Genomic DNA, 26,258 nt, shown 5'->3' with positions numbered 1-26,258 from the left:
CGGCGCTGTTGCACCCGCCAGGCGTTCCCCGGCCCGGCGGCGTAGACAGCTCGGTACGTGCCTGGCGTGTGAGCCCGTAGTCACGACACCCGGGCGGCCCGCCGGGTCGCCGTCCGGGTGCCGGTCAGGGCTGCTCACAGCCTGGTACGACGTCAGATTTTCATGGCCCAGGGCCCGGGCGGCGGCTACCTCTTCACTACTGTCGATCGCGGCGTAGACCGAGATCGTGCCCTCCGCGACGGGTGCCGACCCTCTTCTTGCCCAGCCGTGTCCGTCCAGTCCGCCTCCCAGCCCAAGCGCCGTTGGCGCTCGTCCGGCTACCTGACACCTCACCACTACACCGGGGCAGGCGGCGCGGCCTTCAGATCCATCGGGTCACCCGGGGCCCGGCTCCACCCCTGCTGGCGCGGCACCCCGCCACTGCGTCCCTGTTCTGTTCGAGGCTCACTGCTTCACTGCCGGACACGCGAAAATCTGTGTCGGCTGGAGTAGACATTGGGTGGTGGGCGTGGTTATGGTTTCTCTCGTAACGGAGATCGACAAGGGCCGGGCAGGGATGAACTGCCTGGCCGCAGTGCAGCAGTTGGCAGGGCGGTGCGGTGGTGGAGTTTCGAAGCCAGAGCGTTTGCAGGTCGGCGACGGGACTGGCGGCCGTACCGGGTGGCCCGCAGTGGTCAGGGGCCACCGTGAGCAGGACAGTAGTTGAAGGTGCAGTACGGGTAAGTGCAGTTCGCAGGGCCCAGCAGTGAAGTCTGTGAGTGGTTCCTCGGTGAAGGCGTCGGCTGCGGGCGCGCGCACCGGGAGGTCCGGTAGTGGGGTTCTAAGCCAGAGCGGTTGCAGGACGGGCGACGGGGCTGGCTGCCGGAGAGTGGCGCTGTCACAGGCTGCGAAGCGGTACGCAGGAAAGCAGTACCAGTAGTACGCAGTACCGGTAGTTGGTTGGTTTCAGAGGGATTGAACGGAGGAGTGAGGCGCCATCAGGATCGCCCGGGCGGAATGGCTGAGCCCGGGTACCGCAGGACATCGATAGTGAGGTGGTCTCCGGTCGAGCAACCGCGATCCCCGCACCGGCTCACACCCTTCGTGAGCTGCCGCGGACACAGAAGGCCGGCGCAGGACTGGGGCCGGCAGATGGTGTAGCTGTTCCTTCGGGGCCCTGGCGCAAAGGCGCCAGGGCCCCTCCACGCGTTCCATGAGAGGTGCAAGTGACAGCAGACGACTCGTTCGGCCGGCTCGACGACGATGACTATCCCGCGTACACGATGGGCCGGGCCGCCGAACTCCTCGGCACCACCCAGGGCTTCCTCCGCGCGATCGGCGAAGCCCGCCTGATCACCCCGCTGCGCTCGACGGGCGGACACCGCCGCTACTCCCGCTACCAGCTGCGCATCGCCGCCCGCGCCCGCGAACTCGTCGACGGTGGCATGCCCATCGAGGCCGCCTGCCGCATCATCATCCTCGAAGACCAACTCGAAGAAGCCCAGCGCATCAACACCGAATACCGCCGTGCCACCGAATCCGCGGGGACGACGGACGCAGCCTGAGATACGCATGCCGGCCTCTGTCGGCGGGTGCGCATGTTCAGGCCCCCGAGAAAGGGAAGCGCAGCCGTGTCGCGGGACGCCGCCGAGTACAGAGACGTCACCTCAGGCAGTGAACCCGGGCGCCGCCGGTACGGCTCGGTGAGTCTCTTGCCGTTGCCTGCCACGTTCGGCCTTGAAGTCGGACGCCGCCACCAGATCGGATCTCGTCCGTACTGGCCCGGGCTCCGGTTCGCGCCGCCGAGTGGCTGCACCCCCGTGAGCGGAGTTCAATTGAAGGGTGGTCTCTTTGCGTGTCGATACGCACGCCCACTTGTGGACCGTGCAGTACCTTGATCGCCTCGAACGACTGGGAAAAGCCGATACAGGCACCCAGCGCGGCCTTGGTGCCGACGCCACTGATGCCGACCTGGCGCACCGTTTCACGCTGATGGATCGGGCCGGTGTCGATCTGCAGGTGCTCTCGCTGGCCCCGCAGTGTCCCCACCTGATGAGGGAGGCCGACGCTGTGGCGCTCGCCCGCGAGGCGAACGACAGCTATGCGGAACTGGTCGCCCGCTTCCCCGGGCGATTCCGTGCCTTCGCGGCGGTTCCACTGCCCCATGTCGACGCGGCCTTGCGAGAGTTGACACGGGCTCTGGACGAACTCGGCGCGGTCGGCGTCGGTGTGACCACGACCGTGCTCGGCCGTACCCTCGCCGACCCGCTGTTCTGGCCGCTCTACGAGGAGCTCGACCGGCGCGGCGCCGTTCTGTACGTGCATCCGGCGGGAGAAGGCGCCGCAAGCCCCTTGATCACCGATCACGGCATGAGGTGGATGGTCGGGGCTCCGGTAGAGGACACGGTCGCGATGATGCACCTGATCCTGGCAGGGATCCCTGCGCGCTATCCCCGCCTGAGGGTGCTGGCATCACACCTGGGCGGAATGCTGCCGCTGTTGCCGCGCCGCCTCGACGATCACCTGGCGTTTGAATCCCCCCGTACCCCTGAGCTGCCGTCGGTGGCAGTCCGCCGCCTCTGGTACGACACGGTCAGTCACGCGCACCCGCCGGCACTGGTGGCCGCTGCCGCGACGTTCGGCGCGGACCGCCTCGTCCTGGGCACGGACTATCCCTACGAGGACGGGGACACATTCTTGCGGGCGGTGGACCACATCACCCGCTCGGGGCTCGCGCCGAGCGAGGCGGAGATGATTCTCGACGTCAACGCGGCACACTTGTTGGGCCTGAGCGGTCGCTTACGGACCTCATCACGCGCATCGCGATGGCGGCACGCGGCGTACCGACAGAACCCGTGACGGCTGGCCCGCCCGCCGTTCGCGCCCCCGGTCAGGACCTTCGAGAACGTCGCGCGTATGTCCGTGCCGTGCCGGGAGACCAACTCCATGCGGCCCGTGTTGATGGAGAGCATCGCCCGGTAGCCCGCCCTTATCCAGACTGTGCCGTGTCTCATGAGACACGGGCCCGTCGAAATGACTGGGTCCCTGGGTATCTCAGCTCGGGCTGGCTGGCCGATGGCGGGACGGATACGGCCAGACAGATCTTCGACCGGTTTCGCGGGGGAGTAGCTGTGCCGACCACGCCTGCAGGTGGGTGCCGTGACTGCCTCATTCTGCGAACGCATAACCCTTCCGCCGTCACCTATCGTGACGCAAATTGACGTCACCTGTGGAGGTTCCCATGCTGGTGGGAGGGGCCGGTGGAAGGAGCCGGGATGGTGAGCGGTAGGCAGAGTGAACTTCCCCGGTTGTTGACCGCAGCGGAGACGGCGGCGCCGGTTGAGGCCGTCGAGGTGATCGCGGAGGACCTGCGGCGGCGTTTCGGGGCCAGGGAGGTCTCCTTCCTCATCGTGGACCTGACGGGGAAGGCGGTGGCGCGGCTGTACACCGCCGGTGCCGCGGAGGATGGGAGGAGGGTGGAGCGGATCCCCATGCTCGGCAGCGTGTACGAGGAGGTGATCCGGACCCAGCGGCTGTATCAGGAAGCGGCCGACCGGGGACAGAGAGTGATCGTGCCGGTCACCAATCGGGGGGATGCGATTGGGCTGCTGGAACTGCTGCTGCCGGCCGCCCCCGGTGAGGACGTTCTTCATGCGGTCGGGGAAGCCGCTCATGTCCTGGCCTACATCGTGATCGCCAACGGGCGCTTCACAGACCTCTACACCTGGGGCAAGCGCTCCATCCCTCCTAGCTTGGCCGCAGAGATCCAGTACCAGCTGCTGCCCCCATCACTGTCGTGCGAGGCCGCACAGTTCACACTCTGCGGGAGCCTGGAGCCCTCCGAAAACCTCAGTGGCGACACCTTCGACTACACGCTGGACCGCGACACCCTGCATCTGTCGGTGACCGACCCCATGGGCCACGACATCGAGGCCGCCCTGGCCGCTACGGTCCTGGTGGGCGCCCTGCGAGGCGCCCGTCGAGCGGGAGCCGGCCTGGCCGATCAGGCCCACCGGGCTGATCAGGCACTGGCTGACCACGGTAGCGGTCACGCCACCGGCCAGCTGCTCCGCATCAACCTCCACAGCGGACGGGCCCAGCTCGTCAACGCCGGACACCCCTGGCCGCTGCGCCTGCGGGAGGGGGCTGCGGAGCAGATCGTCTGCGAGGTGGACCATCCCTTCGGGCTGTCCGTGTCGACCACGTCCTATCCCTACCGCGTTCAGGACATCGATCTGCGCCCCGGTGACCGTCTGCTCATGCTCACCGACGGCATGCTCGAACGTCATGGGGAGAAGGTCGACCTGCCCGCCCTGATGGAGGGCACCGTGGGCCTGCACCCGCGGGAGGTCGCGCTGACGCTGACGTCCGCGGTCCGGGACGCCGCCGGCGGCCGCCTCGCAGACGACGCCACCGTGATGTGCCTGGACTGGCACGGCCCGCAGGAGACCCAGCGGCGCGTCAGCTCGGGAGCGGACACCCGTCAAGCATCACCGGTCGCGACGGGGCAACAGCCGTGACCCAGGCCCTCTCCTGGACGGCGGCATATGGCCATCCCGGTCACTGGCCGTCGGGTGCTCGCGGTGCTTCTGTACAGCCCGCCGCCGCGAGTCCTTCATGTCGTGCACCGGTATGCCGGGAGCGGCAAGCCACGGGTTGGTGCCTGTCTCGGGGTGTTGGTCCGGAGCCGTCCAACGGGTGAACCCGGGCGGGTTGCGGGGAGGCGAACGGGGTGGCGAGCATGACCGGCGCCATGGTGGGGTCTCTGGCCATCGCACTTCCACGGAGTTCCTTTGAAACAGCAGTTGCCTCGGCGGTCACTCGGACTGCTGTTCCCTGCGCCGGAGTCGGTGTGCCCCGCCGGAGGTGTCGCGTGACCGAGGATCGGCGAGGTGATGAGTCCCGAGACTCCGAGGAACCAGTTGGCGCTGTTGCAACCGGGCGTCATAGACGCCCAAGTGTCGGCGCATTGGTGCTGCTTCTCATCCCCGTCGCGGTGGGCCTCGGGATCTACTTCGTGGGCCGCGGCCTGACGCCGGATCCGAACAGTAGCTTGTTCGGGGCCCACTACGACGACGCCATGACCCTCAAAGCCCGCCTCGGCAGTGCCCTGTTGGTGCTTGCGCTGATCCAGCTCCTGCTCGCTGCCCGCATGTACGGCCGACTGCCCGGGTCGAAGCCTTCTTCACGGATTGCGTCCACAACGCACCGGTTGACCGGGCTGGTGGCTTTCCTGCTCTCGGTGCCTATCGCCTACCACTGCGTCACGGCGTATGGCATTGAGCTGACGACACCACGTGTGGCGATCCATTCGATCACGGGTTGTGTGCTGTATGGCGCGTTCGCTGCCAAGGTCGTCGTGGTGCGCAGCCACAAGTTCCCCGGGTGGATGCTGCCCGTCGTCGGCGGCCTTCTCTTTTGCTCGATCGCACTGCTGTGGTACACCGCCGCATTGTGGCAACTGAATGGGTTCCAGACGCCGGGCCTGTGACCGGAGCGGACGGGTGCGACGGGGCTGCTCAGTAGCCGCCGTTCTGTGACGACGACTGCTTCGTGATCTGCTTGCCATCGGTGCCCAGCACGTACCACTTGGCGCCGAAGGCATCGATGCCCTGCCCGTTGGTTTGCCCGGCCTTGGTGTCGTCCGCGAACGTGTAGAGCGGGTGGCCCTTGTACGTCACCTGCTTGGAGCCGTCGCTGCGCGTGGTGGTCGCCAGCAGCTTGCTGTTGACGCCGCCCTTGGCGACCGTCTTCCCGTTCGCCTTCAGCGGCGGCCACGCCTTGGCGCAGTCGCCATTACATGTGGACTTGTTCTTCTTGTCGGACTGGAAAAGGTAAAGAGTGTGCCCCTTGCTGTTGACCAGGATCTTGCCGAGCGGCGTGGACTTGGTGGACACCGTCACGGAGGACGACGCGCTGACCGCTGATGACGCTGCGTGTGTCCCGGTCGCCGAACTGTGACTGCTGCCGGCGGCGTACGCCACGGTGGTCGCGGACAGCAAGAGTGCCGATCCACTGGCAGCGATGAATGCTCTGGCGTGGTTATTCACGAGAATCGCCTCGGGGAATGGTGCGGCCTCCGCTCTTTGGGCGCGCGCCGCATACCTCCCAGTACACACCGAAGCCGACAGCCTGGCCACATCGCCGGCCCTTCACCTGAGGCTTTGATGATCGGCGCCCGCGCCGCGCGGTGCCGTCGACGACAGCGACGAGGGCACCGGGGAAGACGCCGCGGGAGGATGGGGCTGATGCGGAAGGTGGTCATCGCGAGGGCGGACGGGTCGCGGTCGGGCTTTCCTCATGCCGATGCGGTCCAGGCGGCTCAGATGTAAGGACGGCTCCCGTGCGACGGCAGACGCAGAGGAGGAAAGGTATAGGCCGCCGCCCCGCCCGAGGTACAGCCCACGTATGCAAATTCCTGTATCCGGGATTCCTGCAGGTGCTCACAGCGGATAGCGCTGGACCGGGCCTGCCGTGGCGCCTATCGGCTGAGCAGCGGCCAAGGGCGCGGTGCGGGGGCAGGCCACCCATGAGGGGCGCGACCGCCGACTGCGTCATCACCCGGCAGAGCGATGCCCATCACGCGCGCGGACTGCATGGGGCTTCCCCGCGCATCCTCTGTGCATGGCGCAGACGAAGGTCCGTTAATGCCAGTTACCTGGGCGAGGCCTGCGCCTATGCTCCTCTCGTGCAGCCGCTTTCCGACAGCAGCAATCCGTTGATCACGGCGTTCCCAGCGGAGCTTGCAAGCGATGCCGAAGCGGTCCTGGCGGTGATGCCTGATTCTCGGTTCCAGCCGCAAGCCTCGTTCTCGGTCGTTGTAGAGGGCCAGCAGGTTTTGATCCCGGGGCGCCTCTACAACGACGAGCCGCCAACTGACGAGGTAGCGTCACTTTCGTCGCGCCAGCGCCAGCTTCTCCACTGCCTGTACTCACGGCACTGCGACGGGGTGGTCAGACAGCGTCACCTGGAGAAGGTCGTTGGTTCCACGGACCCATGGGTCGTCCCGTTCGTCGTACAGCTGGTTGGCGAGTACGTCTTGGAGATCCTGGTCGCCATCTGCGATGAGCTCCGTGAGCTCGCCACGCCCGGCACCTGCGGCCACCTCGCTTACGGGCAGTTCATCGTGGACAACCCTGCCTTCTTCGCGCGCATTCAACGGCGGGTCGTGAGCTACTGGAGCTGCTACTACCGTGGCGCCTACACAACTCTTCGGGGCTACCCGGGGTGCACTCTTCTTGACCTTCTACGGTCCGCTGCCTCCGACAGAGCAGGGCATTCCTGGCCCACCCTCGCTCCAGCCGGCGCCAGGGTGGACGGCTACTGTTAGGGCCCGGCCGGGCAACGTCTCCGGGCCGGTCAAGCGATATCGGCGATTAACGTCCGCCCCATCGGGACGCCCTCCTCGATGCGGATACGAGCGCGCTCGCGACGCCGGCCCCCTGTACGGGAAAACGCTTGGCTGTCTCAGCGAGGACATGGGGCAGCCGATGGTGGTCTTCCACTTGTGGAACGGGAGCGCTCCAGGAAGCGCTCCCTGGCCGCCCGAACTCGAGCAGCCTCTGCTCCTTGCTGTGCGATTCGGTGAAGGACCGTTCCGTCAGTCCTTCACCTCCACCCCGGAAGGCGAGCGAAGGAGGTCGGAGGCGGTCCGTCCGTTCCAGGCCGAACGATCTTGGATGGGGGATCATGGTTGCGTGATACGTCGCCATGAACTGTCCGGCAGCGAACGAGAGTTCGTTACGGCCGAGGAGGCGTCCGAAGGCGCCGCCGAGCTGGCCCGCCAGCACGGACTTGTCTGCTTCGATCCGCAAGGAGAATGTCTCCGACCGTGAGCTGGCTGTCCTTCGGCGGGCAGGCCACCGACGAACTCGCCGATCACGCGGCAATCTTGGATGTCCTGGGGCGCGACCTTTAGTTCGAGGGTGCGCTTTGTGACGGTGGATCGTTGAGCTGGGCCGGGGCGTCCGGATCGTGGCGTAGCTTGTCGGCTCACGGTCGGCGCCCGAGATTCTGGGAGGGTGCTCATGGACGTGGTACGAGAGTCGGCGTCGGCGGGCCGGGTGGTCCTGTTCGAGGAGTCGGCCCGGGACGGTGCGCAGGCCAAGACGTTGATGTCACCGGAGTTCCGGGTGCGGCTGGCTCGTGCGACGGGAGGGATCTTCGGCTCGGACGGTCCACGGCACGTCGTGTTCGCCGCCGGATTCCCGGCGGTGTGCGGGCAGGAGTTCGAAGCCGTGCACCGGGTCGCTATGGAGGCCGAGGGCGCGGTGAGCGTCGCCGCGGTGTGCCGCGGTGCGCGCCGGGACGTGGAGCAGGCCGTCGCGTCCGTGCGTGGCAGCCGGCATGCCCGGGTGATGATCGTCGTGCCCGCCTCGGAGACAATGGCGCAGGTGATGGTCCACCGCACGGCTACCGAGGCACTCCAGGCCGGAGTCGATCTCGTCAAAGAGGCCCGCGACCTGGACGACGCGGTGGCGGTGGACGTGTGTCTGGCTGACGCCTCCCGCGCCGATCATGCCCTGATGGCGCATTCCGCGCAGGCCATGACGGGAGCCGGGGCGGGGCTGGTCGTGCTGGCCGACACCGTCGGTGCCCAACTGCCGCCCGCATGTGGGGAGATGTACACCCGGGTGCGTGCGAAGGCCGGCGGCGAGGTGCTGCTCGCTTCCCACCTGCACAACGATCTAGGCCTGGGCCTGGCCAACACCCTTCAGGCACTGGCCTCAGGTGTCCGGGTGGTCTCCGCGTCCTGGTTGGGCATCGCCGAGCGGTCAGGCATGGTCGCCACCGAGCAACTGCTGTTCCTCCTCGCCCGCCACGCCGATGAACTACTCGGAGCGGACGCCGTACCGTGGTGGACCGCACCGGACCTGACTCTGCTCCCAGGGATCGCGCAGATGGTCGCCGGTGAGACCGGTGTCCGGCTGGGCGTCACCACACCCATCGTCGGAACCGGCGTGGCCACCATCTCCACCGGCACGCCCTTCGTCCACCCGCAGCTCTTCCAGCCCTTCGATCCCCAAGAGGTGCTAGGCATCACCCCCAACGTGGTCCTGACCCAACTGGCCAGCGCCCGGGTCATCACGGCGGTCGCCACCCGCCTCGGTCACACCCTCGACCCCGATCAGACGCGGGCGGCGATGAATTGGGTCAAGAACCGCGCCTACCGCACCGGAGGCGCCGTCGTCGACGACGCGGTGTTTGCCGACTACCTTGACGGCCTTACCCATCACGCGAGCCCGAGCGGGAGTACACGATGAGCGCCGAAGCGTCCCCCGCACCCCGGACGGCGGCAGACCTCAGCCAAGCGATACGGGCACTGCGCGAGGGTGCGGCCGTGGTACTGCCGAACCCCGCGCCCCTCACCCACGTCGTGACCGCCACCACCCCGCAGGCCGTGAACGAGGCCAAGGGCAGGCCCTCCGACCAGCCGGTGGCTCTATGGGCCCATCATCCCGACACCCTGCACGCCGTAGCGGCAGTCACAGAACTCGACGCAGCCGGCACTGCCCTGGCCGCACGACTGCTGGCCGAGGAGTACCTCACTCTCCTCGTGCCGCTGCGCCCCAGCCCTCAGCTTTCCTGGCTCGTACCCGCGTGCAAGGCCGGCTGGGCGCTGCTCTTCGGCGCCCGCTGGCAGCCGCTGAGACCGCTCCTTGACGAGCATCCCGTGCTCTATGTCAGCAGCGCCAACCGCACCGGCCGGCAGCCTGCCGCCACGACGGCGGACGCGCTCGCCATGTTCCCCGCGACAGTCCCGGTCCTCCAACTGCCCCACCGCCCTGAGACCGGAACCGCCACGGCGGCACGGCAAGCGACGACCACCGTGGCCCTGCATCCCGACGGCCGCCTGACGCTGCACCGCCACGGCGCCCAAGACCGGTCATACGACCACTCGGACGACTACCTCCACCAACTCGGGGCGCAGTACGCGCACACTCCGGCCGGCGCCACCGACACCTCAGGCGGGGAGACCCACCAGCCCTGATGTGCTGCTCGTCGCCCACGTCGCCCGTCCCTTGGTGGACTTTCGACCACACGGAAGCGGTACGGTCCTGCAACCGACTGCGTGAGGTTCCGCGGGAGGTGGGGACTCTCGAGAAGGCGGCCGGGGGAGTCGCGGTCTGGCAAACGCTGCCCGATCAGGTCAGACAAAGCACGCTGCACCCTGAATCATGGACCAACTTGTAAGTCGGCCGCGGCGTTCGGCGCGGGCGCCCTGAACCGGAGGGCGGCCCCGCACTATCGGCCGGTTGTCGGGCTGGTGCGGCCAATTCGGCGCAGCCCGATGACCGTCCAGGTGATCTTGGCGGTGGCGTAGTGTCAGCCGCCAGTAGATGAGCACTATTCCATGCTGGCAACGGCCGAACTGGTAGCCCCGGTAGGTCGGTTACTCCCTTGTGAGAGTTTTGACGGCCTCCTTCGGCTCCGGGGGGATAGCAAGGCACAAGATGCCTGGAATATGGGGGAGATCACGGAGGTTGATCGCGGCATGACTCAAGGACCAGCGCCTCGCTCCCTGTCCGACGAAGCCCTCTCCGCCGTACTCGCCGGGCAGCAGTTCGGGACCCTTGCCACGGTCAAGCAGAGTGGCCATCCGCACTTGACTACCATGCTCTATACATGGGACGCCGAGGCTCGCATCGTGCGGTTGTCCACAACCTCCGACCGAGTCAAGGTCAAGCATCTGCAACGCAACCCGCGCGCGGCGCTGCATGTGCAAGGTAGCGACGTTTGGTCGTTCGCCGTAGCCGAGGGCGTGGCAGAGGCTTCCGAGATCACGGTGGTTCCTGGCGATGCAGTCGGGCGAGAACTGCTCGCGATGATTCCGCCGGCTGCGAAGCCGGACGACGAAGACGCGTTCTTCAAGCAGTTGGTCGACGAGCACAGAATCGTCATTCGGTTGCGGGTGGAGCGACTGTATGGGACCGCCTTGGACATCAAGGGTTAAGTGGAGAGCTGGTCCGGGTAGTTGATGTGCCGCGTCAAGAACCACGCCCACCGCACCGGCCACGCCTCCGTCGACGACGCGGTGTTCGCCAACTACCTGCTATCCCTCGAATCCACCCCGTGAACCCGGCCGCGGCCGGGATCCGGGCCCGTTGTCAGCGCGACCCGCCGCCCGCGAGAAAAGGGGCCGTACGCACTGAGATGCGTAGGGCCCCGGTCATGCGAGCCAGTTGTAAGGAAACTTGAGGATGGCGACAGCGTTCGCGGCGACCACGGCTGCGTGAGGAAAGATTCGCCCCGGAGCGGTGACTCTGGAATTCTGGCGGCATAACCTACGGCGTCGAATGTTGGGTGCGCTGCTGGTCACCGTGGTGGCCGGCGCGCTGAACCCTCCCCGGGCGGTACGACGGAGCGCCAGTTGAACGTCACATAAGCCCCCTCTTGGGGGTGGGACGTGACGCGAACCGAAACGCTCCACCCGCAGACCGCCCAAAGTCGTGCAGGGCCCGGGCTGTGCCCCTGCCTTGTCACGAACCCCCACGTTCGGGGCACCGCATCGACGAACGGCCGGCACCTCCCAAGGAAGCGGAGAAGTGCGACCGACTGTTCACGGCGCCGTGACTCAACTCGTGCCGTGGATAGGCTCTATGGAGACTATCCAGAGCACCTGGCCGTTGGGCCGTGGGGCTGCTACGCATCGGCAGACCGGCTGACATGACAAGGCCTGCGCTATGGGTTGACGTACAGACAGTCCCTGCATAACTTGCGTCTTGCAGCACCGAATTGAATCGTTTCAACAGACTCCAGCTCTCGCCCATCCGCCTTGGCTTGCCACTTCCTTGGCGGAGCATCGCCGCGCCCGGGTCATCAAGGAATCACCCCGCAACCTCGGAGTTCGCATGATCATTTACGGCAGAAGGCAACTATCCCGCAGACGCGGCTGGGCTGGCGCAGCCCTCTCGCTGGGCCTCACCCTCATCCTCGCCACACTCGCCCTGCCGACGGCAGCGTCTGCCACAACAGCGGCGCCGGCTCCCGCCTCCACAGGGCATGCCGCCCTCTCCAAGGCGCCCCGGGTCCCCAGTGACTGGCGGGAGTACGTCCAGACCCCGAAGCGATCCGATCTCTGCCCCGTTTCCGTGGTCAGCACGTCAGGCACCGTCGAAGGCGCCCGGAATCTTCTGTGCGGAGGGTCAGGCGGAGCAACACTGACGTACGGCGACGGCGGGCAAGCACCGACCATCCTTCTCGACTACGGCCAAGAAGTGGGTGGCCTGCCCTACTTCAACGTCTCGGCCGCGTCCGGGACCCCGACCCTGAAGGCCGCCTACAGCGAGGGTCTGCAGTACATGAGCCCGTCCGGTGACGGGTCGCCGCCCTGGGCCGACGGCGACAGCTCTCGATCCAACGCCTACCCGATCTCTGGACCGGGCACGATCACAAACCCCTCCGTACAGGGAGGTGAGCGGTACCAGCAGATCACCCTCTCCACACCAGGCCGCCTGATGCTGAGCAAGGTTGGCATCAACTACATCGCCGACCGCACCCAGGCAGACGGGTACGGAGGTCACTTCCTCTCGAGTTCCGATGAGTTGAACAAGATCTGGTACGCCGGCGCGTACACCCTGCAGACCAATCTCGTTCCCGCCAACTCCCTTCCCGGGTCCTGGTCCGTGCAGAACGGCGCCTTGAATGCCGGCGGTTCGAAAATCAATGACGGTGCCGGGATCCTGAATCGAGGCGCCTCCTGGATCGACTACACAACGACCTTCCAGACCAAGATTCTCCACAACCAAGCCGGGTGGATGATCCGCGCGCAGAACTCCCAGAACGGCTACCTGTTCATCCTCGATGACAGCACCGACACCGGCGGGACCCCGAACACACTGCAGAAGTTCGGCGTCCATGACGGGGCCTACACCAGCCTCGGCTCCGTAGCTCTGCAGTCCCCCGTGGACGAGGGGACCTGGCACAGCGTCGCAACCACGGTGTCCGGGACCAGTATCACGATCTCGCTGGACGGCAGGCAGATCGACCGCTTCGACACGTCGGCTTCGTCCTCCGGCGCCGCCGCCAGTCCCGCTGGGACCATTGGGTTTCGCGAGTTCGGCGACGAGAAGGCCGCCTTCAAGGACCTCACTGTCGTCAGCAGTACGGGCACGAAGCTCTACAGCACCTCTCTGACCACTCCCGCCACGCTCGCTGACTTCATTCCGCCGGGGTCCAACGCCGCGGCGTCGGTGCTTGACGGAGCCAGGCGCGACCGGGCCATCTGGAGCGGTGACATCCTGGTTGAGGGGCTCACCGACTACTACTCCGTAAACAACCCGGAGTACATCAAGCAGTCCCTGAACCTGTTGGGCAGCCGGCAGCTCTCCAGCGGGTTCGTCCCCGGCGCCCTTCACCCGGCGACCGTGCCGCACCTGGGACCACTCACCCCGGGCGACACGACCACCTACTCGGCCACGTACTCCATGTATTTCGTCTCGGGCCTGGCAAGTTATTACCTCCACACTGGCGACAAGGATTTCGTCACCAAGCAGTGGCCCGCGGTCAAGCGTGAGATCGCCTGGAACGCGACGCGGCTCGACGCCAACGGCTTGTTCTCAACCAGAGCCGGAGTCGACGGCGCAGACTGGAACTTCTACGACAGCGACAAAGGCGGCGAGGTCTCCGCTTACAACATCCTTTACTACAAGACACTGCTCGACGGCGCGGCACTGGCGACCGCCGCAGGAGAGGCCTCACAAGCCGCCGCCTACAGGGCGGACGCCGAGACGCTGAAGACTCGGATCAATGAGCGTCTCTACGACTCGAAGAGCGGCCTTTACAAAATCAGCGACACCCAGTCAGGCGTCGCGCAAGACGCCAATGCCCTGGCCGTCCTGTACGGAGTTGCGCCACCCTCGAAGCACGAGGAGATCCTGGCCAAGCTCAAGTCCGTCCTGTGGAACACCCCTTACGGACCGCTCCCCTTCTCCTCCGACGCTGGCAACAAAGAACTGGTCAGCCCCTTCATCAGCGGATTCGAACTCCAGGCACGCCTGGCTGACGGCGACACAGCGAACGCGCAAGAACTCTTGCACAATGTGTGGGGCCACATGATCGCTCCAGGCCCGAACCACACCGGGACCATGTGGGAGAACATTTCCGGCAGCGACGGGAGACCTGGTCTGAAATCTGGGACGAGCCTGTCTCACGGGTGGTCCACGGCCCCCACATCCGCATTGTCGAGCTACGTCCTGGGCGTTCGTCCGGACACACCCGGATACACCAGTTGGACGGTCCAGCCCCACCCGGGAGACCTCACCTGGACGCGAGGACGTGTTCCTACCCCGCACGGCGACATCGACGTCCGCTGGAGTGCCAGGACTGGCACTGATCGGTTCAGTCTGACCGTCAAAGCGCCCAGCAACACCTCTGGCACCATCGCGATCCCGGTCTCCGACAAGGCCAGCACCGTCGCCGTCAACGGCAAGGTGGTATGGCGCCACGGAACCTTCGCTGCCGCGGCCGGAGTTGCTGGCGGCCACTTTGAATCCGGGTACATCTACCTGAAAGTGAAGCAGCAAGGCAGCTACACGGTCACCTCAAACTAGTAGTGCTTCGTTAGGTCTTCATTATGGCGGGCTCGGGCCGCCCACCCTTCCCCGCTACCGCACGCCGCCCCGGGCCATCTCCACTCTCGCGGCCGAGGCGGGTGCGGAGCGGTTCATCGAGGTGACCCGGCGGCAGGGCAGCAAAGGCCCGATGACGTCGCGGTTCGCGGTGCTGAGAGTGCGGCCGGCGGGCAAGCAGTCCCTGGCCGCAGCTCAGGAAGCAGGCGGCGGCCGCAACCAATGGGACGGCGTCCTGCCCGTCCAGACACTCCTGGTCGAATGGCCGGACGGCCAGGACGCCCCGACGGACTACTGGATATCGAACCTGCCGGCCACCACACCGGCCGCTGACCTGGTGCGGTGGGCGAAGATGCGCTGGCGGATCGAACACGACTACCGCGAGCTCAAGCACGGCCTGGGACTCGACCACTTCGAGGGCCGCACCTGGCGCGGCTGGCACCACCACGTCACCCTCGTCACCGCCGCCCAGGCCTTCCTCACCCTGCGCAGGCTTGACCCAAAAGTCCAGCCACGAGCCCGAGTCTTTACCAGACCCTCGACGCACTCCAAGACCTGCTGAGGTGCTGGACCGGCACCTGCACCACCTGCGGCCGCCCACTCACCGCCAGCAGAACCAGACCACGAACCTAACGAAGCACTACTAAATGGCAAGGTGCGATCGGTGGCTTGTTGCTGGCCAGGGAACTGACGCGGTGGGGACCGGGCAGAGCCCTCGTCTGTTCGGGAAGCTGGTGACCAGTGTTCGGATGCGTCGTTGTGCGCACGACAGTGGACGACCGGCAGGTGGACTCCTGCGAAGTACTGAAGGCCAGTTCGCCTGGGTGCACGGCGAATTCCATGCCTTCCGGGACCTGGCACAGGGACGGTTCGGCTTCCGCTAGGGCTGTGCTGCGTAGCGCTGGAGCAGGACACGCCCCCGACCGTTGGCTCTGCGGCCCTTCGTGGACACGCCCAACCAACGCGGGCTCGGAGCTCAGACGTTCAAGGTCGGCGGCGCGCCGTCCTGGGCGCACGACGCCGAGCAGTACAGGTGCGCGTGCGGCGCCGACTTGGTTTACATCACCCCGGTGCTACTCCGCGACGGCTCCCGTGTTCTTTTGGCCTGGTGGCCGCCCGGTGCCAGGCCGGCTCCGTCGTCCTCGTCGGACGGGTCGAGGCCGCTGAAGGACTCTGGGTCTTCGGAGCGAGGAGGGGCTGATCGATCTTCTCCGTGTGTCTCCAGATCCTCGAGCGTCGACCCCGTCAGGGACTTGGCGCTCCAACTCGGGAAACTCGTAGTTGCTCGCGACATTTGTCACCAGGAGGCAGCGTTTCAGGGCCACGTTCTGCGCCTTCACGTCAGCGAGGCCGTCTCGAACTCCTCGGGCGCTGTGGCCGAAGAAGGTTTGGTATCGGCGTCGCGCAGCCGAGTGCAGTGGCCCGCAGTTTTGCCGCGAACCTCCGCGTGCCCGATGGAGGCTGGAGCGGCGCTTTCACCGACCCTCGGCTCTGCACAGCGATCTTTGGGACGCGGGCCTGCGCAGCAGCCGCCGAGTTCCGCGAGCTGAGCCTGCAGCAGAGTGGCGAGCACTCCTTACTCCGCCCCGAGCCCGCCTCCCGGGTCGCCTGCGAGGCCGACCGGGCCTCGTGATGCGGTGGGCGGCGGCGGGTAGTCGTCGACGGTCATGGCGTTGTGGAGGCGTGCGCTCTTGGTGGTGAGGCGGAGGAGGGCGCGACTGGGCCGTGCGGGCAGGGCGGAGATCAGGCGGGCGCCCTGGGCCAGTCCCCGCACGCCAAGGCGTGAGGTGGGTATCAGGGTCTTCGCCGCGCTGAGCGCGGCCGCGCGGCTGCCGCGCGCGTGCTCCGCCATCGCGCGCTCGTAGGCGGGGAAGGCGCGCTCGTGGTCGCCGCCCGCCTTCGCCAGTTCCCCGGCGAGGACGTACGCGCCGACGACGGCGAGGCTGGTGCTGCCGCCGACGGCCGGGCCGGGGCAGTAGCCCGCGTCGCCAACGAGCGTCACCCTCCCACGCGACCAGGTGTCCATGCGGAGCTGGGTGATCGAGTCGAAGTAGAACGCCGGGGTGCGGTCGAGCTCGTCCAGCCAGCGGTCCACGTCGGAGTGCATCCCGTCGAAGGCACCGTGCAGCAACTCCTTCTGCCGGGGCACGTCGTGGTGGCGGTAGTCGAGCTCGCGCTTGCTCCGGAGCAGGAACAACGCTCGCGCGTCGCCGAGGTGTCGCGCGCCGTAGAAGCCGGCGGTGCGGCCGACGCCGACGTGGATGAGGAGTTCGCCGTCGAGCCCGGAGGCGTTGGGCAGGGTCAGGACGCCGAGGTAGGCACCGATGAAGGCGCTGAAGCGGGACTCGTCGCCGAAGGCGAGCCGGCGCACGTTGGAGTGCAGCCCGTCTGCGCCGACGACGAGGTCGAAGCGGCGCGGCGCGGCGTTCTCAAATCGCACCTCGCCGTCGGGCGAGATCGCGGTGATCGAGTCGCCGAAGATGTACTTGACGTCGTCGCGCGCGGCGTCGTAGTAGATCTCGCTCAGGTCGTCGCGCATGATCTCGACGTGCCGGTCGGAGGTGGCACTGAAGATCTTGGAGAGGTCCACCCCGACGGGACGCCGTGCGCCCTCCTGGTGGACGGTCATCCGGTTGGTGCCGGTGGCCCGCTCCTCGACGCGCGGGAGCACGCCCATCTTCTCCGAAATGTTCATCGCGGGCCGGAACAGGTCGACCGCGTGGCCGCCGGTCTTGCGGGGAGTCGGCGCGCGTTCAACGACGGTGACAATGAAGCCGTGCCTGCTGAGCCAGTAGGCCAGCACCGGACCGGCGACGCTGGCGCCGGAGACGAGAATCCGCATGGCACCCTTCCTTGTCATTCAGTCCACCCGTACGGCGTGGATCGTGGTGAAGGCCAGCAGGGGGGTGACGGTCCGCGGGGGATCCTCGACTATGGGTGAGTGTCCGAGACCGGGCAGCAACTCGACTTTCGTTCCCGGAACGGCGCGGTAGTCGGCGGCGGATGAGGATCGCCACCTGCGGTCGTCCGCGCCGAAGATCACCAGTAGCGGCTTGCCGAGGGCCGTCAGCCGGTCCGGGAGCGACTGCTGCTCCAGGTAGTCGCGGGTGGCCTGCATCGTTGTGGTGAGCGTGTGGAGGGTCATGCAGCGCACGTCGTCCAGGAGCTCCGGTGGGATCTGGTAGCCCGCGCGGCTGAAACCCGTGCTCGCGAACCGGCGGATCTGCTCGTCGCTCGGCGGCCACTGTGAGAGTCCGATTGCGGTGGACTGCGGTGCGATGAAGGCGTCCAGGCTGGGTCCGGTGTTGATGAGCGCGAGCGCGGTGACCAGGTCGGGTCGCTGTTCGGCGAGGGCGGTGGCGACCACGCCGCCGCTGGAATGACCGACGACCACGACGTGCTCGACGCCGAGTCGGTCCAGCGCCACGCCGGCCCGGCGTGCCTGGTCCGCGAGCGCGTAGCTGCGGTCGGCCGGTTTGGCCGACCGGCCGTGCCCGAGCAGGTCGATCCGGATGACGCGGTGAGCTCTGGTCAGCAGCGGAACCAGCGCGTCCCACGAGCGGACCGAGGACGCGGACCCGTGGATGAGCAGGAGTGCGGGGGCATCGCGAGGTCCGTCCTGGCATACGTGGATGTCGCCGTCGTCCAGCGACAGGGTCGAACTCTCAGTGGCCTCGGCGCGGCCGTTCACATACCAACCGCCGTTAGAAACAGTCATGAGCCCACTGTCGCCGCCGGTCCCCGTCGAGGGATTGGACAATTGTTCCCTCGGTCGGCTCGCTTAGCATGGGACCGTGGGGACTTTCATGCACGGTGCGGCTGTGTGGGACGTCGCATGCCCGCAGCGTCCCAGCAGGGTGGCCGGTCTCACCATGGCCGGATTCCGTGTCCGCGACCTCGACGCGCTCCGGATGGTCCCGCACCCGGCCGTGACACTGCTCCTGGAGTTCGGCGCCGGCTCGCCCGTCCTTGACTGTGCCGCCGGGGGGCAGCAGCGGGGAAGCCTCGTCGCCGGGCCCGGGCCCGGGCTCGGATCCGGAGGCGCGGTCCGGGCGCGGGGCGAAAACGTCGAGTGCGTTCAGGTACGCCTGTCCCCGGTGATCGCACGCGCGGTTCTGGGCGCTTCCCCCGCCGACTTCGACGGCGCCGTCGTGGCTCTGGGCGACCTGTGGGGTCGGGAGGCGTCCCGGATCCGAGAGCAACTGAGCGGTGTCTCGTCGTGGCAGGATCGCTTCGCGTTGACGGACGCGTTGCTCGCCCGCCGATATGAGGCAGGGCCGCTGGTAGACCCGGAGGTGTCCTGGGCCTGGCACCGGATCATCGGCAGCGGTGGCCTGGCCCGGGTCGACGGACTCGCGGCCGAAGTCGGGTGGAGCCGTAAGCGCCTGTGGTCCCGTTTCCGGTCGCAGCTCGGCCTGCCGCCCAAGCGCGCTGTGAAGCTGGTCCGCTTCGACCATGCCGCCCACCGCCTGGTCGCGGGTGAAGGCGCCGCCCAAGTCGCGGCCGACACCGGCTACGCCGACCAGTCCCACCTGCATCGGGACGTCATGGCGTTCACCGGGGCAACCCCCAGGGCCGTAGCCGGCGAACCCTTTCTCGCCGTTGACGACATCGCATGGCCCAGCCGCGGAACACTCGCCAAGCCTCACGTCTCCAGGGATCTCCGGCTCGGTCGTCTGCCGGAGGTGAGACGGCTACCGCTGTGAACGGCGCCGCGGTCACCGGCCCTGGACGGGTCCGGCGGCGCTCAGCGGTCAAGGGCGCCGACCTGGTCAGACCACGAGGTACTGACCACCTGGCCGAGCCAGGATTCGGCGAACGGAGCCCGCGATGCGGCCTCGTTCCCCCGCGAGAGGCGATGGGCAGCGCCGATTCACGGCATAGGTCATCCATCATGCCGAGGCCCGGTCGCACCAACAGCGGCATACCAGAGGCCAGTTCACGCCGATTCCCGAGGCCGCTTCAGCGCGTCAGTTGCTGCCCCGAGGCAACTGTGGCGCTGTCACGATTGGCCGAGGGTCGCCAGCCCCGCCGAGCCAGGCCATCTTGCGGCGATTCGATCGAGGACCGGTTCAAGTCGACGGGCGCCTTCCGTCTCCCGATCGAAGGTGAGCTGCTGGCTGGAGAGCCGAACTGGACGGTCAGGACGCCGGCTCGTTCCAGCCGCCGGCGGTCCCCGGCAAAACCGCGGACGCGAAAGCAGGACCCACCCAGCCCCCTCCGGGGCCAACGCGGCATGGCGCGCCGTGAACTTTCGCAGGGTGAACTCTCGTTGACTGCGTGTGGAGGCGTTGCTCGTCACTCGCGTTGAGTTCGCGGCTGAGGCGGAGGGCGCCGTTCAGGCATGTCCGGCAGTCGTGGCGAAACGCGACGCGGCGCGATACCTCCGCAGAACTCAGACCCAGCTGGACCCTCGGCGTCCTTCTGCCCGTACGACCGAATGTTTCGGGCACACCGAGGACGCCGACACACGAAATGGACTCTCCTATGTCAGCAATGAGGCGTGCTGCCCTGCGCACCGCCGTGGGTGCCGGTGCTGCTGCACTGGCCGTGACGGCGATGGGCGCGACCGCCGCACACGCGGCGGTCACCGGCTACCAGGCCACCCCGACCGCCGCCAAGAACGACGCGGGAGCTGCCGTTTGTCCCTGGACGGTCACACCTGGGGGTCGGCGGACCAGTTCCGCACCGGCGCGCTGGTGCCCACCGGCGATGGGAAGGTCCGCATCGCGGTGCGCGATGCTCGGCACCACGCCTGCACCGTCTCCCTCGCGTCCTACGGCGGCCAGGGTCCGACCTGGCAGACGTCCGGAAAGCAGGTCTTCCAGGACTTCGTCACCGTCGCCGGTCAGGACAGCGACACTCTGGACATCACCGTTCCCCGGCCCGGGTGCTTCGCACAGATCGACCTCTACGTCGGTGACACCAAGCATGACGGGGTGAGCGGGGACCTTCCTGAGGGTCCTGACCACCCGGCCTTCGGCAACGGCCTGATCGCGGCCTGGCACGGGGGTACCCAGACCTGCGAGGCCACACCGTCAACGCCTCCGGCCTCAACACCTCCAGCCTCCAGTCCGCCGGCGTCCACGCCTTCGGCCTCGTCGTCGGCGCCCACCCCCTTGGCGTCTGTGCCGCCGGTCTCCACCCCGACCTCCACTCCGTCAAGCTCCACAGCTGAGGCGACGACGCCCGCCGCCACGGTGCCGGGTGCGGCGACATCGTCGGCGAGCGTGGACGGCTCGCTCGCCCACAGCGGAAGCAGCAACACCGGACCTCTGGTGGTCGGCGCGGCAGTGCTGCTGGCCGCTGGCGGTGGTGTGTTCGTGGCAGCTCGTCGTCGCCAGGCGGCCCGCGAGCACTGAGCCCGGCGGGGCGGACCGGCCCCGTCATGTCGCGCCGGAAAGCCTTTCGGCGCGGCACGGCCACCGCATCGCCGCGGATCCTCGTATGGAGAGCCTCGTCGAAGACCACCTTACGACGGTGGATCAGACCTGGCCGGCCTTCTCCAGGGCGGTGCAGCAGGTGTCGACGATCAGGCGCGTCACGACGTACGGGTCGACGTTCGCGTTGGGACGGCGGTCCTCGATGACGGCGCCGTAGTGCTTGACGTGGTCCATGGGCTTCGAGCCCTCGCCCAGCGACTCGCACGCGGTGATGATCGCGTCGTAGCCCTCGCGCATCGCCTTCGTGGAGAAGTAGTCGAGCAGATCGTGATCAGGGCGTGCGCGGCCTTCTTGCGCTGGGCCCGCCGGCCGTCAAGGTCCGGTCCGCCGCGCACCGAGTGGTCGGGCGACGCCGCAGTCCCTTCGCATTGGCGCTGTTGGTGCGTTCAGGCCTTCGCGGTGGGCCGCGACGCAGGTTTCCACGGCTCGGCCGACGCCCTGCCACAGGTGGAACCGGTCGGCGACCTGGATCGCGGCGGGAGCGCCGAGTCGCGCGCCTTCGACATAGGCATCCGCCAGGTCCCGGCAGATGATCTCCACACCGGGATGGGTGGCCAGCCATGCGGCCAGCGGCCCGGGGCCGCACCTCGGGAGAGGCTCCTCCGCCTCACCATATAGGCCACGTTCTAAGCGAATTACTGGTGATGGCGCAGTTGCGACATGGCCATAAAACGTCACACCTGGACCGTCATCTGAAACCCACTCTGGCCCATGATCAGGTGCCCGTTCTTCGGTTCCCTGAGGAGCAACTTTGCCCAGCGTTCCTATATCCAGACCAGGTTCGGTCGTGCTTGCCACGATCGCCGCTCTGACGATGGGGGTCATGCCGGCCACCGCCGTGACGCCCGCCGACCAGGCCGCTCCGCGGCTGCCCGCCCGCGCGGTGCATCAGCCGACCTCGCGTACCGTCACCCTGATCACCGGTGACAAGGTGACCGTCACCACCGGTGCCGACGGCAGGGTCACCCGCTCCGTGCAGGGCGTGAACGGCCGACTCACCGGCGTCACGACCTACAAGGTCGGCAAGGACATTTACATGTACCCCGACGCCGCCGTTCGGTACATCGCCGCAGGGAAGCTGGACCGCGAACTCTTCAACGTCACCAAGCTGCTGGCGGACGGTTACGCGGACGAGGAGAGCAACAGCCTGCCCCTGATCATCAGGTATACCGACGCCGCCGTCCGCGCGCGGACCCGGGCCGTGCCGCCCGGCGCCACCAAGGCCCTCACTCTGAGCAGCATTCAGGGCGCGGCGCTCTCGGAGTCGCGGTCGAAGGCCGCCGAATTCTGGGACTCACTCACCGGCGGAACCGCGGCGGCGAGCGGTCGCAGCGCCGACGCCAAGATCCAACTGCACAGCGGGATCGCGAAGGTCTGGCTGGACGGGAAGGTCAAGGCCGCTCTGGCCGACACCACCGCGCAGATCGGCGCACCGCAGGTGTGGGCGGGCGGTGACACCGGCCAGGGTGTGGACGTTGCCGTGCTGGACACCGGTGTGGACACGCAGCACCCCGACCTGGTCGGCCAGGTGGCTGCGAGCACGAGCTTCGTGCCCGACCAGGACGTCGAAGACCACAACGGCCACGGCACCCACGTCGCCTCGACCATCGCCGGCACCGGTGCCGCCTCCGACGGCAAGGAGAAGGGTGTCGCGCCCGGCGCGCGCCTGCACATCGGCAAGGTGCTGGACAATGAAGGCAGCGGGCAGGACTCCTGGGTTCTGGCCGGTATGGAGTGGGCCGCCCGCGACCAGCACGCCAAGGTCATCAGCATGAGCCTCGGCGCCGGGCCCACCGATGGCCACGACCCGTTGAGCGAGGCCGTGAACCAGCTCAGCGCCGAGACCGGTGCGCTGTTCACCATCGCGGCCGGCAATGACGGCCCGCACTCCGTATCGACGCCCAGTGTCGCCGACGCCGCGCTGTCTGTCGGCGCGGTGGACACCTCGGACACTCTCGCCGAGTTCTCCAGCACCGGCCCCCGCCAGGGCGATGCCGGCCTGAAGCCGGAGTTGACCGCACCCGGCGTCAATGTGCTGGCGGCCCGGTCGCAGTACGCCGAAGGCGGCTCAGGCTATTACCAGACGCTGAGCGGGACCTCGATGGCCACCCCGCACGTCGCGGGCGCTGCCGCGCTGCTTGCCCGGGCCCACCCGGACTGGACCGGCCAGCAGCTCAAGGACGGCCTGGTCAGCAGCACCAAGGCTACGCCCCAGTACACCGCGTACGAGGGGGGCAGCGGCCGCCTCGACGTCTCCGCCGCCGTCAAGGGCACGGTGTTCGCCACCGGCAGTGTGTTCGGCGGCTACCGCGACCCCTCGGCGCCGTCCGGTGACAAGTCCGAGAAGGCGGTGACGTACACCAACACCGCGGGCACCCCGGTCACCCTCGACCTGGCGGTCCAGGTACCCGCCGGCCCCGCGGGCGCGTTCTCGCTGTCCCCTCAGAAGGTTACTGTCCCCGCTCACGGCAGCAGCAAGGTCACCCTCACCACCAACTTCGACCTGTTGAAGGGCGACACCACGACCTCGGGGCAGATCCTCGCCACCGGTCCGTCCGGCGCGCTGCTGGCCCACACCCTGATCGGCGCCTACGTGCAGGCCCCGCGCTTCACCCTCACGATCAATGGCAAGGACCGCAGCGGCCACCCGCTGAGCGGTGATGTGTACCTGATCAGTGACAAGGTCTCCATGGGCCCGCTGCTTCTGGACGACTCGGGCACCGGCACGGTCGACGTGCCTGCGGGCAAGTACCTCGTGACCCTGGAGGGCGATGTCCAGGGCGTTCACGGGGCGCATTCCAAGGGCAAGGCGATCCTGACCGCCCCCGAGGTCGTCGTCGACAAGGACACCGCGGTGGACCTGGACGCTTCCCAGGCGAAGCAGGTCTCCGTCCGGACGCCGCAGGAGAGCACCCCCGCTGACACCCGCATCGACCTCTACCGCACGTTCGACAGTGGGAACTGGCTGTTCATGCAGCGGTGGCCCGCCAAGGGGTACGACAGCGTCTGGGCCCTGCCCACCAAGCCCGTCACCGCGGGCACCTTCGGGTTCGGCGGCAACTGGCGTCTGACGGAACCGGCCCTGACGGTCGCGTCCGGCACGCACGCCTTCGACGACCTGATCGTCGCGCGCGGAGCGACCCCCCTCAAGGAGGGCAGCCGCCAGTACAAGGCCGTCTACGCCGGTGAGGGCGCCGCCGCCGCGTACGCCGGGCTCGATGCCGCGGGCAAGGCCGTCGTGGTCCGGCGCAGCGATGCCGTCGGGCCGGCCGAGCAGGCCGAGCAGGCCGCCAAGGCCGGTGCGAAGCTGCTGCTGGTCGTCAACGACGGCGACGGCCGCCTGGACCCGTGGGACTCCGACCTCGACAACCCGTACGCCGAGACCGGGAACCCGCCTCCCCTGACTGTGGCCTCGCTCACCGCGGACGAGGGCAACGAGCTGATCGCCCAGATCAAGCCGGGCCGGAGCACGGCGCTCCAGGTGACCTCCCACCCGACCACGGACTACCTCTACGACATCGGCCAGCACTGGGCCGCGATCCCGGCGGACCCCACCTACCAGCCGCGGAGCAGCGACCTCAACCGGGTGGACGTCTCCTTCCGCAACAACCGCCCCGCACGGGCCCTGGAGTACCGTTCCGCGGTGTGGCAAGGCTTCTACGGATCCAACCCATTGCCCACCCCCGCCCAAGCCGAGCGCACCGACTGGGTGTCGCGCGACACGGACTGGGTGGAAGAGGCCATGGTGAACCAGCAACTGCAGATCAGCAGCGACTCCGTGAAGCGGTACCCGAGCGGCACGACCTCGCACCTGGAGTACTTCGGGCCGATCCAGCGTCCCCGGTCGAACGGCAACTTCGTGCCGGTACGGGTGGGCGACCAGGTGCTGGCGGTCATCCCGGGCTGGGGCGACTCCGAGCCCGGGCACGTCGGCAGGACCCTGAACAACACCGGTGTCCACAACAGTGTGAAGATGTACCAGGTGCTCCCCGACGGTGATCCGCTCCTGCTCAGGGACTCCACCACCGACACCATCGGCAGCCCTCGGTACCCCCTCACGCTGGACAGCGCCGAGAAACAGCCGTACCGCCTGGTCTCGGAGAACGCCCGGGACTTCTGGGAGAACGACTACTCGGTCACGACCAGGACCGAGTGGGGCTTCACCTCCGGGCAGCCCGCACCCGGCACCTACGCCGTTCTGCCGCTGATCCAGCTCGACTACACGGTCGAGGGCATGAACGCCGCCGGCAAGACGGGCCGCCGCGCCGCCATCACCGTCATTCCCTCGCACCTCGCGGGCGGTCCCAGCTCCGACACCATCGGAACGGTCGGCCTCGACATCTCCTACGACGACGGCGCCACCTGGCAGCACGCAGCCCTGACCCGCTCCGCAGCGGGCTGGAGCACTCACCTGAACGCTCCCGCCAAGGCCAAGTTCGTGACCTTGCGCACCAGCGCCGCCGACAACGAGGGCGACACCATCACGCAGAAGATCAGCCGGGCCTTCGGCCTGAAGTAAGGACCCACCGGATCAGCCCTGGCTGACCGACCCGGGGCGGGACCGCATCCAGCGGTCCCGCCCCCTTCGCCTTGTCGGGGAGCGAGTCAGGACCGGCGCGGTGGGAGTCGCTCCGCGACCGGTCCCCGCCCCGTCCCACCGCGCGTGCGGCCGCGCACCTTCCCGATCGCGTGGCCGCTGAGGGAAGGCGGACAGGCTCCGCCGGGACCCGACGTTCTCGTGTAGGGCTCGGAGAGTGTTCGCCGAACCACATCGCGAGCCAGGCCTGGACCGGCAGGGCCGCCCCTTGTTCCCACCGCTCACCCGGCCCCCCCGGCAACGCCCGACGTCGTAGACGCGGAAGCGCCCGGGCTCCAGCCCGCACCGGAGGGCGTGACCTGCAACCCGATGTCTGAAGGAGGAGCCACACGCGCTCTGCCAGGCGTCTGGCCTTCGGCCGCACTCCCTCGACCTTCGCCGGCATCGGCCCAAGGCCCAGCTCCACCGCGATCTGTTTGGCGGAAGCGGTCCGTGACCTGCTGACCGACGTTGTTCCAGCACGCCGAGAATCCGCTGATAGTCCGGCGCCAGAACCGTCACCGGCAGCCCGTCCCGCCAGGGCGGCACCGTCGAACCCGGCACCGGCGCGACTAAGGGCACCGCTTCCTTCTCCGCCCCGGTCGCGGCAGTGGTCTCAGCCGCGGCGACTGCCAGAGCCTCGACCAGTTCCCTTCCCTGAGCCCTGCTGAGTCCTTGTCCACGTGGCCA

Annotated in this window: 16 protein-coding genes and 2 pseudogenes; 13 read left to right on the top strand and 5 right to left on the bottom strand. The window is 67.9% G+C overall.

Features of this window, described 5'->3' with window-relative positions; all coding sequences use genetic code 11:
* Positions 1-1,205: 1,205 nt before the first annotated feature.
* The 4 genes from ACIRQH_RS00440 (at position 1,206) to ACIRQH_RS00425 (ending at position 5,470) form a co-directional block, all read left to right on the top strand.
* Entirely contained in the window at positions 1,206-1,544 is a 339-nt protein-coding gene (locus ACIRQH_RS00440) for a MerR family transcriptional regulator (RefSeq protein ID WP_404223317.1), read from the top strand.
* Between the two features lie 277 nt (positions 1,545-1,821).
* Entirely contained in the window at positions 1,822-2,838 is a 1,017-nt protein-coding gene (locus ACIRQH_RS00435; protein ID WP_404223315.1) for an amidohydrolase family protein, read from the top strand.
* Between the two features lie 416 nt (positions 2,839-3,254).
* Positions 3,255-4,499 (top strand): PP2C family protein-serine/threonine phosphatase, encoded by a 1,245-nt coding sequence (locus tag ACIRQH_RS00430; RefSeq protein WP_404223313.1) that lies wholly within the window; start codon positions 3,255-3,257, stop codon positions 4,497-4,499.
* Positions 4,500-4,951: 452 nt separating this feature from the next.
* Positions 4,952-5,470: a DUF6529 family protein gene (locus ACIRQH_RS00425; RefSeq protein WP_404223955.1), complete on the top strand. Its 519-nt coding sequence runs from the start codon at positions 4,952-4,954 to the stop codon at positions 5,468-5,470.
* A gap of 28 nt (positions 5,471-5,498) precedes the next feature.
* Here ACIRQH_RS00425 and ACIRQH_RS00420 read toward each other — a convergent pair whose 3' ends face one another.
* A complete protein-coding gene (locus tag ACIRQH_RS00420) occupies positions 5,499-5,981 on the bottom strand; it encodes a hypothetical protein (protein WP_404223311.1) in 483 nt (160 codons plus the stop codon).
* Positions 5,982-6,667: 686 nt separating this feature from the next.
* On the opposite strand from ACIRQH_RS00420, the gene ACIRQH_RS00415 reads away from it, so the two are divergent.
* From ACIRQH_RS00415 to ACIRQH_RS00390, 6 genes and pseudogenes are all read left to right on the top strand, one after another.
* On the top strand, positions 6,668-7,309 hold the full coding sequence (locus ACIRQH_RS00415) for a hypothetical protein (RefSeq protein WP_404223309.1): 642 nt from the start codon (positions 6,668-6,670) through the stop codon (positions 7,307-7,309).
* Between the two features lie 697 nt (positions 7,310-8,006).
* Positions 8,007-9,242, top strand: a complete 1,236-nt coding sequence (locus ACIRQH_RS00410) for a 2-isopropylmalate synthase (protein WP_404223307.1) — start codon at positions 8,007-8,009, stop codon at positions 9,240-9,242.
* Positions 9,239-9,970, top strand: coding sequence for a Sua5/YciO/YrdC/YwlC family protein (locus tag ACIRQH_RS00405; RefSeq protein ID WP_404223305.1), 732 nt, complete (start codon positions 9,239-9,241; stop codon positions 9,968-9,970). The genes ACIRQH_RS00410 and ACIRQH_RS00405 overlap by 4 nt, the downstream gene beginning before the upstream one ends.
* 504 nt (positions 9,971-10,474) lie before the next feature.
* Positions 10,475-10,933 (top strand): PPOX class F420-dependent oxidoreductase, encoded by a 459-nt coding sequence (locus ACIRQH_RS00400; RefSeq protein ID WP_404223953.1) that lies wholly within the window; start codon positions 10,475-10,477, stop codon positions 10,931-10,933.
* 898 nt (positions 10,934-11,831) lie between these two features.
* A complete protein-coding gene (locus tag ACIRQH_RS00395; protein WP_404223302.1) occupies positions 11,832-14,531 on the top strand; it encodes an alpha-L-rhamnosidase C-terminal domain-containing protein in 2,700 nt (899 codons plus the stop codon).
* Between the two features lie 22 nt (positions 14,532-14,553).
* A pseudogene (locus ACIRQH_RS00390) lies at positions 14,554-15,111 on the top strand (transposase); the annotation flags it as partial.
* 1,014 nt (positions 15,112-16,125) lie between these two features.
* Here ACIRQH_RS00390 and ACIRQH_RS00385 read toward each other — a convergent pair.
* Entirely contained in the window at positions 16,126-17,391 is a 1,266-nt protein-coding gene (locus ACIRQH_RS00385; protein ID WP_404223299.1) for an FAD-dependent monooxygenase, read from the bottom strand.
* A gap of 18 nt (positions 17,392-17,409) precedes the next feature.
* On the bottom strand, positions 17,410-18,267 hold the full coding sequence (locus tag ACIRQH_RS00380) for an alpha/beta fold hydrolase (protein ID WP_404223297.1): 858 nt from the start codon (positions 18,265-18,267) through the stop codon (positions 17,410-17,412).
* A 76-nt stretch (positions 18,268-18,343) separates the two neighbouring features.
* Here ACIRQH_RS00380 and ACIRQH_RS00375 point away from each other — a divergent pair, with 76 nt between their 5' ends.
* Both ACIRQH_RS00375 and ACIRQH_RS00370 read left to right on the top strand, forming a co-directional pair.
* A complete protein-coding gene (locus ACIRQH_RS00375; protein WP_404223295.1) occupies positions 18,344-19,255 on the top strand; it encodes a helix-turn-helix domain-containing protein in 912 nt (303 codons plus the stop codon).
* A 936-nt stretch (positions 19,256-20,191) separates the two neighbouring features.
* Complete coding sequence (locus ACIRQH_RS00370) at positions 20,192-20,911, top strand: hypothetical protein (RefSeq protein WP_404223292.1); 720 nt, start codon at positions 20,192-20,194, stop codon at positions 20,909-20,911.
* A gap of 123 nt (positions 20,912-21,034) precedes the next feature.
* Here the strand turns inward: ACIRQH_RS00370 and ACIRQH_RS00365 are convergent.
* Positions 21,035-21,244 (bottom strand): annotated as a pseudogene (locus tag ACIRQH_RS00365) (glutamine synthetase); the annotation flags it as partial.
* A 60-nt stretch (positions 21,245-21,304) separates the two neighbouring features.
* On the bottom strand, positions 21,305-21,817 hold the full coding sequence (locus ACIRQH_RS00360) for a transposase (protein WP_404223290.1): 513 nt from the start codon (positions 21,815-21,817) through the stop codon (positions 21,305-21,307).
* Between ACIRQH_RS00360 and ACIRQH_RS00355 the strand changes: the two genes are divergently transcribed.
* On the top strand, positions 21,780-25,511 hold the full coding sequence (locus ACIRQH_RS00355) for a S8 family serine peptidase (RefSeq protein ID WP_404223287.1): 3,732 nt from the start codon (positions 21,780-21,782) through the stop codon (positions 25,509-25,511). The two genes, ACIRQH_RS00360 and ACIRQH_RS00355, sit on opposite strands and share 38 nt — an antisense overlap.
* Positions 25,512-26,258 lie beyond the last annotated feature (747 nt).

It is taken from the genome of Streptomyces sp. NPDC102279, assembly GCF_044766365.1.
Lineage (GTDB): Bacteria > Actinomycetota > Actinomycetes > Streptomycetales > Streptomycetaceae > Streptomyces.
Note: the sequence above shows the minus strand (reverse complement) of the source record. Positions and strands in the feature narration are given on the sequence as shown.